This window comes from Pseudomonas sp. NS1(2017), assembly GCF_002269425.1.
Lineage (GTDB): Bacteria > Pseudomonadota > Gammaproteobacteria > Pseudomonadales > Pseudomonadaceae > Aquipseudomonas > Aquipseudomonas reactans.
Window position 1 is genome coordinate 1,963,569 of the sequence record NZ_CP022960.1, and the last position, 12,517, is coordinate 1,976,085.

The 12,517-nt window shown below is 60.6% G+C and carries 8 protein-coding genes and 3 tRNA genes; 6 read left to right on the plus strand and 5 right to left on the minus strand.

Annotated elements, in window-relative coordinates; genetic code table 11:
• The first annotated feature begins 183 nt into the window (after positions 1-183).
• From CI807_RS09325 to CI807_RS09335, 3 genes are all read left to right on the plus strand, one after another.
• Positions 184-1,371: an ATP phosphoribosyltransferase regulatory subunit gene (locus CI807_RS09325; protein ID WP_038850728.1), complete on the plus strand. Its 1,188-nt coding sequence runs from the start codon at positions 184-186 to the stop codon at positions 1,369-1,371.
• Positions 1,372-1,425: 54 nt separating this feature from the next.
• Entirely contained in the window at positions 1,426-2,715 is a 1,290-nt protein-coding gene (locus CI807_RS09330; protein ID WP_095014473.1) for an adenylosuccinate synthase, read from the plus strand.
• A gap of 139 nt (positions 2,716-2,854) precedes the next feature.
• The gene (locus CI807_RS09335; RefSeq protein WP_095014474.1) at positions 2,855-4,789 is read left to right on the plus strand and encodes a methyl-accepting chemotaxis protein; all 1,935 of its coding nucleotides are present in this window, start codon (positions 2,855-2,857) and stop codon (positions 4,787-4,789) included.
• A gap of 93 nt (positions 4,790-4,882) precedes the next feature.
• On the opposite strand, the gene CI807_RS09340 is transcribed toward CI807_RS09335, so the two are convergent.
• The 5 genes from CI807_RS09340 to CI807_RS09360 all read right to left on the minus strand — a co-directional run bounded on the left by CI807_RS09340 (position 4,883) and on the right by CI807_RS09360 (position 8,195).
• The gene (locus CI807_RS09340) at positions 4,883-6,448 is read right to left on the minus strand and encodes an iron ABC transporter permease (RefSeq protein WP_095014475.1); all 1,566 of its coding nucleotides are present in this window, start codon (positions 6,446-6,448) and stop codon (positions 4,883-4,885) included.
• Positions 6,448-7,473: an iron ABC transporter substrate-binding protein gene (locus tag CI807_RS09345; RefSeq protein ID WP_095014476.1), complete on the minus strand. Its 1,026-nt coding sequence runs from the start codon at positions 7,471-7,473 to the stop codon at positions 6,448-6,450. The genes CI807_RS09340 and CI807_RS09345 overlap by 1 nt, the downstream gene beginning before the upstream one ends.
• A gap of 157 nt (positions 7,474-7,630) precedes the next feature.
• Positions 7,631-7,717: transfer RNA gene (locus tag CI807_RS09350), tRNA-Leu, on the minus strand.
• A gap of 152 nt (positions 7,718-7,869) precedes the next feature.
• Positions 7,870-7,956: transfer RNA gene (locus CI807_RS09355), tRNA-Leu, on the minus strand.
• A gap of 152 nt (positions 7,957-8,108) precedes the next feature.
• A tRNA-Leu gene (locus tag CI807_RS09360) sits at positions 8,109-8,195 on the minus strand.
• A 225-nt stretch (positions 8,196-8,420) separates the two neighbouring features.
• Here CI807_RS09360 and rnr point away from each other — a divergent pair.
• From rnr to rpsF, 3 genes are all read left to right on the plus strand, one after another.
• A complete protein-coding gene (rnr, locus tag CI807_RS09365) occupies positions 8,421-11,048 on the plus strand; it encodes a ribonuclease R (protein WP_095014477.1) in 2,628 nt (875 codons plus the stop codon).
• On the plus strand, positions 11,045-11,806 hold the full coding sequence (gene rlmB / locus CI807_RS09370; RefSeq protein ID WP_003188074.1) for a 23S rRNA (guanosine(2251)-2'-O)-methyltransferase RlmB: 762 nt from the start codon (positions 11,045-11,047) through the stop codon (positions 11,804-11,806). Before rnr ends, rlmB begins: the two co-directional genes overlap by 4 nt.
• Before the next feature lie 271 nt (positions 11,807-12,077).
• Positions 12,078-12,500: a 30S ribosomal protein S6 gene (gene rpsF, locus CI807_RS09375; RefSeq protein ID WP_003236224.1), complete on the plus strand. Its 423-nt coding sequence runs from the start codon at positions 12,078-12,080 to the stop codon at positions 12,498-12,500.
• The last annotated feature ends 17 nt before the right edge of the window (positions 12,501-12,517 follow it).

Below are 12,517 nucleotides of genomic sequence, written 5' to 3' on the forward strand. Positions count from 1 at the left end.
TTTGCGTCTGCATGTTTGATTCGGCAGGCGTGACAGGTTTTTCGAGGAAAGTGCCCGACGAGGCCGATTACAGGCCGCTCGTCACGTCGCTCTTGCGCGTGGTTTATGCAGGGGGCGGGTGTTTTCTGCTTCACTCAAGGCTCGGCCGAGGGCTGGCCGCCCGGATCAAAGGGGAATGGCGTAATGGCAACGGTAGACCGCTGGCTGCTGCCAGATGGCATCGAAGAAGTACTGCCACCAGAAGCTGCGCGCATTGAAGTAGCGCGCCGCCAGGTGTTGGATCTGTTCCAGAGCTGGGGTTACGAGTTTGTCGTGACCCCCCATATCGAGTACCTGGAATCCCTGCTGACCGGCGCGGGCCAGGACCTGGATCTGCGCACCTTCAAGGTCATCGACCCGCAATCGGGCCGGCAAATGGGTTTCCGTGCCGACATCACGCCGCAAGTGGCGCGCATCGATGCGCACACCCTGCGTCGCGAAGGTCCGAGCCGCCTGTGCTACGCCGGCAGTGTGCTGCATGCACAGCCGCGTGCCTTGTCGTCGTCCCGTAGTCCGATTCAGTTGGGCGCCGAGTTGTACGGCGATGCCAGCCCGAGCAGCGACGTTGAAGTGATCAGCCTGATGCTGGCCATGCTGCAACTGGCCGACGTGCCGGATGTCCACATGGACCTGGGTCACGTCGGTATCTACCGTGGCCTGGCCCGTGCGGCCGGTTTGTCCGGTGAGGTGGAGCAACAGTTGTTCGATGCCCTGCAACGCAAGGCCATCGATGAGGTGATTGCCCTGACCGCTGGCGTGCCTGCCGATCTGGCTGACATGCTGCGTGCACTGGTCAACCTGTGCGGCGGCCGTGAAGTGCTGGTGGCTGCCCGTGAGCGCCTGGCCAAGGCGCCAGCGCCGGTTCTGGCTGCACTGGACGACGTACTGGCGATTGCCGAGCAGTTGTCGGCGCGCTTCCCGGAGCTGCCGCTGTACTTTGACCTGGGTGAGTTGCGCGGCTACCACTACCACACCGGTGTGGTGTTCGCTGTATTTGTACCGGGTGTTGGCCAAGCCATCGCCCAAGGTGGTCGTTATGACGATATCGGCGCCGACTTTGGTCGTGCGCGTCCGGCCACTGGTTTCTCCACCGATTTGAAAACCCTGGTGACCCTGGGGCGTGCTGAGGTCGAGCTACCGTCTGGTGGCATCTGGATGCCCGACAGTACGGACGCAGCACTCTGGCAGCAGGTTTGCCAGTTGCGCAGTGAGGGTCAGCGTGTCGTCCAGGCGTTGCCTGGGCAGCCATTGGCCGCCGCCCGTGATGCGGACTGCGACCGGCAATTGATTCTGCAGAACGGGCTTTGGCAAGTATCGCCACTGGCTTCTTGAGTTTTCCTGCCGGCCATCGCCGGCACCAAGTTTGCGCGAATGAGGACAAGTGTTATGGGTAAGAATGTCGTAGTCCTGGGCACCCAATGGGGTGATGAGGGCAAAGGCAAGATCGTTGATCTGCTGACCGAACATGCTGCCGCCGTAGTGCGCTACCAAGGTGGCCACAACGCTGGCCACACCCTGGTCATCGATGGCGAAAAAACCGTCTTGCACCTGATCCCGTCGGGCGTACTGCGCGAAGGCGTGCAGTGCCTGATCGGCAACGGCGTGGTGGTTGCACCTGACGCCCTGCTGCGTGAGATCACCAAGCTGGAAGAGAAAGGCGTACCGGTGCGCGAGCGCCTGCGTATCAGCCCGTCCTGCCCGCTGATCCTGTCGTTCCACGTTGCGCTGGACCAGGCCCGTGAAAAGGCCCGTGGCGAGCTGAAGATCGGTACCACCGGTCGCGGCATCGGCCCAGCCTACGAAGACAAGGTTGCACGTCGTGGCCTGCGTGTGGGCGACCTGCTCAACATGCCGCGCTTTGAAGACAAGCTGCGTGAACTGGTGGATTACCACAACTTCATGCTGGTCGGTTACTACAAAGAGCCAGCCATCGAGTTCGAGAAAACCCTGGCCGAGTGCAAGGAATACGCTGAGCTGCTCAAGCCGCTGATGCTGGACGTGACTGCCGAGCTGCACGACCTGCGTCGCGCCGGCAAAGACATCATGTTCGAAGGCGCCCAAGGCTCCCTGCTGGACATCGACCACGGCACCTACCCGTACGTGACCAGCTCCAACACCACCGCTGGCGGCGTTGCGACCGGTTCGGGCGTTGGCCCGATGTTCCTGGACTACATCCTCGGCATCACCAAGGCTTACACCACTCGCGTAGGTTCGGGTCCGTTCCCGACTGAGCTGTTCGACGACGTCGGCGCTCACCTGGCCAAGCAAGGTCACGAATTCGGCGCGACCACCGGCCGTGCTCGTCGTTGCGGCTGGTTCGACGCCGTTATCCTGCGTCGCGCTATCGATGTGAACAGCATCTCGGGCATCTGCCTGACCAAGCTGGACGTACTCGACGGTCTGGAAACCATCAATATCTGCGTTGGCTACAAAGACGCAAACGGTAATGATGTTGCTCCGACCGACGCCGACAGCTACGTAGGCCTGCAGCCAGTGTACGAAGAAGTGCCGGGCTGGACCGAATCGACCGTGGGCGCCAAGACCCTGGAAGAGCTGCCAGCTAACGCCCGTGCCTACATCAAGCGTGTCGAAGAGTTGATCGGTGCGCCGATTGACATTATTTCGACAGGTCCGGATCGCAACGAAACCATCGTTCTGCGTCACCCGTTCGCTTAATAAGCTGTTGATGTAAAAAGCAAAGGGCTCCTTCGGGAGCCCTTTGTCGTTTCTGTCGCCTGGGCGGCACGACCCTTGCTTTGGTTCTTTCTTTCGCGGTGCTATCAAATTAATGGCACCCGTGGTGGAGGGATTCCCGATGTCTGCCGTTCTCTCATTGTTACAAAGCCGTCTGTTGCGGCCGGTGTTCGTTACCCTAGGTATCGCCCTTTTGGTGCAAGTGTTGGTTGCCGTCGCCCTGACGCGAAGCACCGTCACAGCGTTGGAAGCTGATTTGGGTAATCGCCTGGGTATCGACAGCCAGAAACTGTCGGGTGAATTGGCCCAGGCCGGTAAAGAAGTCACCTCCAGCCTGGACAGCTTGTCGACCAGTACCCGTCAGCGTCTGACAGCGGGGCTTTCAACCCGCCTGCAGGAAGAGCAGAAGCAACTGCGTGCGACCCTGGAAAAAGACCTGAAAGACTCCGCCAATGACATGGCGCAACTGTTGGCTTCGGTGGCGCCCCGCGCTATGTGGGACAGCGACGTGCCGACGCTGTCGGAGTTCGCCCGGCGTGCCCAGCGCAACCCCAACGTGCTGTTCGTGGTCTATGACGACGCTGCGGGTGAGCATCTGACCCGCTACCTCAACCGTGAAAACCCGATTAACCAGGCGCTGTTGGAAAAAGGCAAAGGTGACCGCGCCCTGGATAAAGTGTTGGATGCGGCGAAAGATGACCCTTCGGTGTTCTATGTTGAAGCGTCCATCAGCCCCAACGGCGTGGAGATCGGTAAGGTGCGCATGGGGGTGTCCACGGCCGCAGTGGAGGCTGATCTGGCCGCTCTGGATAAGCGCTTCGCCGCACTGATCGCCAGCGGTGACCAGTTGGTGGGCGACAGCCTCAAGGGCGCAGCGGCCGATAGCGCTGCCGCCATGGGCGCGCGCCTGCAATCCGCTCAAGCCACCGCCACCCAAATGACCGCCAACACCACCAGCGCCGTCCAGGACGCTGCCGGCACCTTGCGCTGGCGCATTGGAATGGGCCTGGCGCTGGTCGGTTTCGGCGTGTTGCTGCTGATCGCCATCGTGTTGGGCCGCCGTGTGGTCAATCGCTTGAAGCTGCTGATCGCTGCCATGGACGACCTGGCGGCGGGCGAGGGTGATCTCACCAAACGTGTGCAAATCAGCAGCAAGGATGAAATCGGCGACATGGCTTCGGCGGTCAATCGCTTTGTGGATAAGTTGCAGCCCATCGTGCGCGAGGCGGGGGATGTGGCCCAGCGTACTGGCGTGGAAATCGGCGCCATGACCTTGCGCAATGCCGGTGCTGACGCTGCGGCCGGTTTACAGCGCGATGAAGTGGCCGAGAGCTTGCGCGCACTGTCGCAGATGGCCGACGAAGCGCAGGCCGAGAGCCATGCGATGCAGGCGGCGTTGCAGCAGGTGGTGGATATTCGCCAGGCCACGGATGAGAACTCGCGGACCTCGGCTGAGGTCGGCAGTTTGATCGAGGCGCTGGCGGGCCAAGTACAAGCGGGCTCCACGGTCATCGAGCGCCTGGCCCAGCAAAGCCAGCAGATCGAGGTGGTGTTGACCGTGATTCACGGCATCGCCGAGCAGACCAATCTGTTGGCGCTCAACGCGGCCATCGAGGCGGCGCGTGCTGGTGAGACCGGTCGCGGCTTTGCGGTGGTGGCGGATGAAGTGCGTGCGCTGGCCAGCAAGACGCAAAGCTCCACGGGCGATATTCAGGCGCATATCGTGGCGCTGCAGCAAGGCGCGCGGGAGGCGGTGGAAACCATCGGCAAGGCTGGGCGTCAGGCTAATGAAGGTTTGCTGGTGCTGCGTGACAGCGTGCGCTTGCAGCAGACGGTGCAGGCCTCGGTGGAGCAAGTGCATGCGGCGATTGGCTTGGCGACGCGCGCGGCTGAGCATCAGGCCCAGGGTGCCCATGCGGTGCGTGGGCGGGTCGAGGTAATCCATGCCCAGGCCGAACGTGCCGCCCAGGCGGTGGTTGAGACCACCGCCAGTGGCAAGGTGCTGGATGGGTTGGCGGCGCAGTTGAAGGCGAGCCTGGGGCAGTTCAGGGCTTAGCGTCGTCAGTGCCGGCCCCTTCGCGAGCAAGCCCGCTCCCACATTTGGAATGCATTTCAAAATGTGGGAGCGGGCTTGCTCGCGAAAGCGATCTCAACGGCTCAGATACATCCGAGTCGTGAGCAAATACACCGGCAACCCCGACACTAGAATCAACAACGCCGCATAAGGCGCCGCCGCCGCAAACTCTACATTCGAGGTATGCGCCCACACCGCCGTCGCCAATGTATTCAACCCTGTCGGGCTAAGCAGCAACGTCGCGGTCAATTCCTTCATCGCATCCAGGAACACCAGCGCAAACGCCGCACCCAAGGCCGGGAAAATAATCGGCAAGGTCACCCGGCAAAACGCACTGAACGATGAAGCCCCTAGCGTGCGTGCAGCCTCTTCAAGCTGCGGAGCAGCCTTGTTCAGCGCGGTACGGATCGGCGCCTGGGCCAGCGGCAGAAACAGCAGCGCATAAGCAATCAACAACAATGCCGAGGTTTGGTACAGCGCCGGCACATAGTGCAGGGCGAAGTACACCAGCGTCAGCGCAATCACCAATCCGGGCAGGGCGTGCAGCAGATACGGCAGGCGTTCGGCCCAGATCGCCAGTTGGCCTTTGTAGCGCACCACCAGCAGACCGACCGGCACCGCCAGCACCAGGCAAAGCGCGGCGCCGCCCAGGGACAGTGCCAATGAGGACAGCAGCGCTTCACCGATTTCTGCTACCGGGAAGGCGGCAGAAGATCCCACTGCCAACCAATAACCGAGCATCCCCAGCGGAATCCCGCTGCCGATGATCGCCAGCGCCAGGCAATAAACCTGACCCAATGGCGTCCATTGACCTAGTCGAACCTGCTCCGCATGCCGCGCCGCGCCCTGGCCGATACGCACATGCCGGCCCTTGCCGCGCGCACGCAACTCCAGCCACAGCAATGTCAGGCACATCACCAGCAGCACAGCCGAGAGCATTGCGGCATTCGCATTGCTGAACTCCAGTTCGAACTGTTGGTAGATCGCGGTGGTGAAGGTCTGCAAGCCGATGATCGACAGCGCGCCAAACTCCACCAGCATATGCAGCGCAATCAACAATGCCCCGGCCAGCAGCGACGGCCACAGTAGCGGCAAAGTGATGCGAAAGAATACGCCCCAGCGATTCAGTCCCAGGGTGCGGGCCGACTCTTCCAGGGACGGGTCAAGATTGCGCAAGGTCGCTGCCACTGGCAGAAACACCAACGGGTATTTCGACAGGCTCATCACCAGGATGGCCCCGCCAAGCCCTTCGAAACTGGCGCTCAGCGATACCCAGGTAAAGCTGCTGACAAACGCCGGCACCGCAAACGGCAGGCACAGGATCACGCCCCAGATACGTCGTCCCGGCAGATTGCTGCGCTCCAGCAGCCAGGCCAGGGACAGGCCGATCACGCCACACGTCACCGTGACCCCGATCATCAACGCCAAGGTATTGCGCAGCAACCCGAACACATACGGCCGCCACAGCAGGTGCACCGCCTCCGCCCACCCGGCTTGCCACGCCTTGAGCCCGACATAGGCCAGTGGCAGCAGGCTCAAGCCGACCAGCAACAGTACGGGCAGCAACAACCAGATCGACGGGCGCTTGCGCCTTGGGCTGAAACCCCCGCGCAGGGCGGGGGCGGGTAGCGATGGGTTCATCAGTTCAAGCCAACGTCACGTTCCAGGTCCAGGGCTTCTTCGGCGTTGCCCAGGTCTGCGGGGGTGACTTTGGGCGGTTGCAGCTCGCTGAACGGCTTGAGGCCACGGCTGGATTCCATGCCTTTACGCAGCGGGTATTCGGCCGAGGTGTTGGTGATGACGCGCTGGCCTTCTTCGCTGGCCATGAAGGCCAGCAGTTGCTGGGCTTCTTTCGGATGCTTGCTGGATTTCAGTGCCGCCGCCGAAGATACGGTGATCAAGCCGCCGACATCGCCATCGGTGAAGTAATGCAGTTGGGAGTCCAGGTTGGTTTTTTCTTTCTTCAGGGCGAACCAGTAGTAGTTGTTCACCAGCACGGTAGCCACTTCGCCATTTTCAACGGCTTTGAGGGCGACCATGTTGTTGCTGTACACCTTGCCGAAGGCGCGCAGGCCGGTCAGCCATTCTTCGGCGGCTTCACGCCCGTGCAGCTTGATGATCGCCACGGCCTGTTCCTGGAATGCGCCGCTGGTGGGTACGAAGCCGACCTTGCCTTGCCACTCGGGGTCGGCAAAATCCAGCACCGATTTCGGCAGGTCTTTTTCCGCGATCAATTTCGGATTGAACGCCACGACGCGGGTGCGGGCGGTCACGCCCATCCAGTCGCCATTGGCGCCGACATAATCCTTGGGCAATACGTCGAGGGTGCTGGCGTCGATCTTGGCCAGCAGGCCTTGTTCACCGAGTTTGTTCAACGGTGGCGATTCTTCGGTGTAGATCACGTCGGCAGGCGAGCGATCGCCTTCTTCCACGACTTGGCTGGCGAGCTGGTTGCTGCTGCCTTTGCGCACGTTGACGTGAATGCCGGTCTTGGCTTCGAAGGCTTTGGCGAGTTCATCGCCGACTTCTTTGTGCTGGCCGTTGTATAGGGTCAGGGAAACCTTGTCGGCGGAATAGGCGGTGGGCGAGAGCAGGGTCAGGCCGAGCAGAGTGATGGTCAGGCCACGCAGAAGGGATGTCTTGAGATGGGTATCGCGGATCATCATCCGGGTTGTTCCTCACTTGTATGCAACAAATACTTACAAGGATAAACGATAAAGTTTCTCAGGTGCGGGCGAGGGGGCAAATCGCTGGGAAAGATTCAGGTCAGGTTTTTCAAGCCCGGAAACGAAAAAACCCGCTTTCGCGGGTTTGATCTGAATTTGGTGCCCAGGAGAAGACTCGAACTTCCACGACCTTGCGATCACCAGCACCTGAAGCTGGCGTGTCTACCAATTTCACCACCTGGGCATTATCAGCAGCGCTTGCGCTGTTGATGGGACGAACTATACGGAGGGCTTTTTGATCTGTAAACCCCTGATTCGAAAAAATAAATCAAGTTTTCCGTTAAAAATCAAAGGGCTGAAACGAAAAAACCCGCTTTCGCGGGTTTGATCTGAATTTGGTGCCCAGGAGAAGACTCGAACTTCCACGACCTTGCGATCACCAGCACCTGAAGCTGGCGTGTCTACCAATTTCACCACCTGGGCATTATCAGCAGCGCTTGCGCTGTTGATGGGACGAACTATACGGAGGGCTTTTTGATCTGTAAACCCCTGATTCGAAAAAATAAATCAAGTTTTCCGTTAAAAATCAAAGGGCTGAAACGAAAAAACCCGCTTTCGCGGGTTTGATCTGAATTTGGTGCCCAGGAGAAGACTCGAACTTCCACGACCTTGCGATCACCAGCACCTGAAGCTGGCGTGTCTACCAATTTCACCACCTGGGCATTATCAGACAACGTTGCCGTCGTCGATGGCGCGCACTATACGGAGGGGATTTTAAGCTGTAAAGCCCTGCCACGAAAAAAGCCTGGAAAATTTCGCCAGTGGTCGTGCAAGGTGCCCGCCGGGGCCTGCAAAGGGCTTTAAAAGGCTTGTTGGCGTCTGAAATTTCCCGTTTCAATACGCGTATGCCAAACTAACCCGCATATAGACAAGGTGAAAACTCTCTAATGGCCGATTGGCAGTCCCTCGATCCCGAGGCCGCTCGTGAAGCGGAAAAATATGAAAACCCTATTCCTAGCCGCGAACTGATCCTGGCGCATCTCGCCGATCGGGGTTCGCCTGCTAGCCGCGAGCAGTTGGTTGAAGAATTCGGTCTGACCACCGAAGACCAGCTCGAAGCCCTGCGCCGCCGTTTGCGTGCCATGGAGCGTGATGCTCAACTGATCTACACCCGCCGTGGCACTTACGCGCCTGTGGATAAGCTCGACCTGATCCTGGGCCGCATTGCCGGCCATCGTGACGGCTTCGGCTTCCTGATCCCGGACGACGGCAGCGATGACCTGTTCATGAGCCCGGCGCAAATGCGCCTGGTGTTCGATGGCGACCGTGCCCTGGCGCGCGTTTCCGGCCTGGACCGTCGCGGTCGCCGTGAAGGCGTGATCGTCGAGGTAGTGTCCCGTGCCCACGAATCCATCGTCGGCCGTTACTTCGAAGAAGGCGGCATCGGTTTTGTCGTGCCAGACAACCCGAAGGTCCAGCAGGAAGTGCTGATCACCCCGGGCCGCAATGGCGCCGCCAAGGTCGGCCAGTTCGTCGAGGTGAAGATCACCCACTGGCCCACCGCGCGGTTCCAGCCCCAGGGCGATATCGTTGAAGTGGTCGGCAACTACATGGCGCCGGGCATGGAAATCGACGTGGCGCTGCGCACCTACGATATTCCTCACGTCTGGCCTGAGGCTGTGCTCAAAGAAGCCGGCAAGCTCAAGCCTGAAGTGGAAGAGAAAGACAAAGAAAAACGCATCGACCTGCGCCATCTGCCGTTCGTTACCATCGACGGCGAAGACGCCCGCGACTTTGACGATGCGGTCTACTGCGAAGCCAAGCCCGGCAAGCTGCGCTTGTTCTCCGGTGGCTGGAAGTTGTTCGTCGCGATTGCCGACGTGTCCAGCTACGTGAAGATCGGTTCGGCCCTGGATAACGAAGCCCAGGTGCGCGGCAACTCCGTGTACTTCCCTGAGCGCGTGATCCCGATGCTGCCCGAGCAGTTGTCCAACGGCCTGTGCTCCCTGAACCCGAAAGTCGACCGTTTGGCCATGGTGTGCGAGATGACCATCTCGAAAACCGGCGAAATGACCGACTACCAGTTCTACGAAGCGGTGATCCACTCCCAGGCGCGCCTGACCTACAACAAGGTCAGCACCATCCTGGAAACGCCGAAGACCAGCGAAGCCAAGGCCCTGCGCAGCGAATACGCCGGTGTGGTGCCGCACCTCAAGCAGCTCTATGCGCTGTACAAGGTGTTGCTGGGCGCTCGTCACGTACGAGGCGCGATCGATTTTGAAACCCAGGAAACCCGGATTGTCTTCGGTTCCGAGCGCAAGATCGCCGCAATCACCCCGACCACGCGTAACGATGCGCACAAGCTGATCGAGGAATGCATGCTGGCGGCCAACGTGGCCACCGCTGAATTCCTGAAGAAGCACGAAATTCCTGCTCTGTACCGCGTGCACGACGGCCCGCCGCCGGAGCGCCTGGAAAAACTGCGCGCCTTCCTCGGCGAGCTCGGTCTGTCCCTGCACAAAGGCAAGGACGGCCCGACGCCGAAGGACTATCAGGCGCTGCTAGCCAGCATCAAGGACCGTCCGGATTACCACGTGATCCAGACCGTCATGCTGCGCTCCCTGAGCCAGGCGGTGTACAGCGCCGATAACCAAGGCCACTTCGGCCTGAATTACGAGGCGTACACCCACTTCACCTCGCCGATTCGCCGCTACCCGGACCTGCTCACGCACCGCGCGATCCGCAGTGTGATCCACTCCAAGCAGAACACCCCGCACGTCAAGCGTGCCGGTGCCATGACCATTCCCAAGGCACGGATCTATCCGTACGACGAAGCGGCCCTGGAACAGCTGGGCGAGCAGTGCTCCATGAGTGAGCGCCGCGCCGACGAAGCCACCCGCGACGTGGTGAACTGGCTCAAGTGCGAGTTCATGAAGGATCGTGTAGGCGAGACGTTCCCTGGCGTGATCACGGCCGTGACCGGCTTTGGTCTGTTTGTTGAACTGACCGACATCTACGTCGAAGGCCTGGTGCACGTCACCGCCTTGCCGGGTGACTACTACCACTTCGACCCTGTGCACCACCGCCTGGCGGGCGAGCGCACCGGTCGCAGCTTCCGTCTGGGCGACACCGTGGAAGTGCAGGTCATGCGCGTCGATCTTGATGAGCGCAAGATCGACTTCGGCATGTCCGACAAGCCAGCCGAGTCGCCGGGCAGCCGTAAAAAACGTGGCAGCGAACCGACCAGCAAAGGCAAGGCCGCGCCTGCTAAAGCAGCGACCGCCGAGCCTGCGCCAGCCAAAACTGGCCGTCGCTCGACAACCAAGGAAAAGGCCCCTGAAGCCTACCGCCCAAGCGACGCTGCGGCGAAGAACGCCGAGCTGCGCAAGAGTCGCGAGTTGAAGCAGCAGTTGCTCAACGAAGCCAAAAGCGGTGGTAAAGCGGCGTCTGGGGGAAAGTCCCACGGGGCGGAAAAGCCGTCGAGCAAGCCAAGTAAACACCGTAAAGGCCCGCCAAAAGCGGGTTCGGGCCCTGCCAAGAGCGGCGGGTCGCGCAAACCTAAGGCCAAGTCATGAGTCTGGAAAAAATCTACGGCGTGCACGCCGTAGAAGCACTGCTGCGTCACCACCCGAAACGCGTCAAGCAAGTGTGGCTGGCTGAAGGCCGTAGCGAGCCGCGCGTACAAGCGCTGGTTGAACTGGCGACCCAGAACAAGGTTGCCATCGGTCAGGCCGAGCGTCGCGAAATGGACGTGTGGGTCGAAGGCGTTCACCAGGGCGTGGTCGCGGACGTCAGCCCGAGCCAGGTCTGGGGCGAAGCAATGCTCGACGAGCTGCTCGACCGTACCGAAGGTGCGCCGTTGCTGCTGGTGCTGGACGGCGTGACCGATCCGCACAACCTCGGCGCTTGCCTGCGTTCGGCGGACGCTGCCGGCGCGCTGGCGGTGATCGTGCCCAAGGACAAGTCGGCCACCCTGACGCCGGTTGTGCGCAAGGTTGCCTGCGGCGCGGCGGAAGTGATTCCGTTGGTGGCCGTGACCAACCTGGCGCGCACTCTGGAGAAACTCCAGCAGCGTGGCCTGTGGGTCGTGGGCACGGCAGGCGAGGCCGAGGTCAGCATTTATGACCAGGACCTCACCGGGCCGACCATCCTGATCATGGGCGCCGAAGGCAAAGGTATGCGTCGCCTGACTCGTGAGCACTGCGATTACCTGGTGCATTTGCCGATGGCCGGTAGCGTCAGCAGTCTCAACGTGTCGGTCGCCACCGGCGTGTGCCTGTTTGAAGCCCAGCGCCAACGCGGTGCGAAGGCCAAGGCCAAACCGAAGAAGTAAACCTCTCGACTGTAGGAGCCGGCTTGCCGGCGATAGCGATCTTCCGGACGCCATCGCTGGCAAGCCGGCTCCTACAATTGGCCTGTGGTGTTTGGAAGATTGTTCAAATAATCACCAATCACCTTGCACGCTTCCTCCCCCTTCTCTACAATTGCGCCCCTTGCCTTCCTGGCAGGCACCGATGTGCCTCCCTGCGGCAAGATCCATAAGTGTCATTCACTCCTTGTCTGACCGTTTTTGAGCGGCAGGCTACAACCCGTAAGGAGCATTCATGCGTCATTACGAAATCATCTTTTTGGTCCACCCGGATCAAAGCGAGCAAGTCGGCGGCATGGTTGAGCGTTACACCAAGCTGATCGAAGAAGACGGCGGCAAAATCCACCGTCTGGAAGATTGGGGCCGTCGTCAACTGGCCTACGCAATCAACAATGTTCACAAGGCTCACTACGTGATGCTGAACGTTGAGTGCACTGGCAAGGCCCTGGCCGAGCTGGAAGACAACTTCCGCTACAACGATGCTGTGATCCGTAACCTGGTCATCCGTCGCGAAGAAGCCGTTACCGGCCAATCCGAGATGCTCAAGGCTGAAGAAAACCGCAGTGAGCGCCGTGAGCGTCGCGACCGTCCTGAGCACGAAGGCGCTGATAGCGCTGATAGTGATGACAGCGACAACAGCGATAACGCTGACGAGTAATCCACGGACCTTTTAAG

Excerpts from the sequence above, each read along its gene's own strand:
- CI807_RS09330 (WP_095014473.1), top strand. The coding sequence starts at position 1,426 with ATGGGTAAGAATGTCGTAGTCCTGGGCACCCAATGGGGTGATGAGGGC.
- rnr (WP_095014477.1), top strand. The coding sequence starts at position 8,421 with ATGGCCGATTGGCAGTCCCTCGATCCCGAGGCCGCTCGTGAAGCGGAA.
- CI807_RS09345 (WP_095014476.1), bottom strand. The coding sequence starts at position 7,473 with ATGATGATCCGCGATACCCATCTCAAGACATCCCTTCTGCGTGGCCTG.
- CI807_RS09335 (WP_095014474.1), top strand. The coding sequence starts at position 2,855 with ATGTCTGCCGTTCTCTCATTGTTACAAAGCCGTCTGTTGCGGCCGGTG.
- CI807_RS09340 (WP_095014475.1), bottom strand. The coding sequence starts at position 6,448 with ATGAACCCATCGCTACCCGCCCCCGCCCTGCGCGGGGGTTTCAGCCCA.
- rlmB (WP_003188074.1), top strand. The coding sequence starts at position 11,045 with ATGAGTCTGGAAAAAATCTACGGCGTGCACGCCGTAGAAGCACTGCTG.
- rpsF (WP_003236224.1), top strand. The coding sequence starts at position 12,078 with ATGCGTCATTACGAAATCATCTTTTTGGTCCACCCGGATCAAAGCGAG.
- CI807_RS09325 (WP_038850728.1), top strand. The coding sequence starts at position 184 with ATGGCAACGGTAGACCGCTGGCTGCTGCCAGATGGCATCGAAGAAGTA.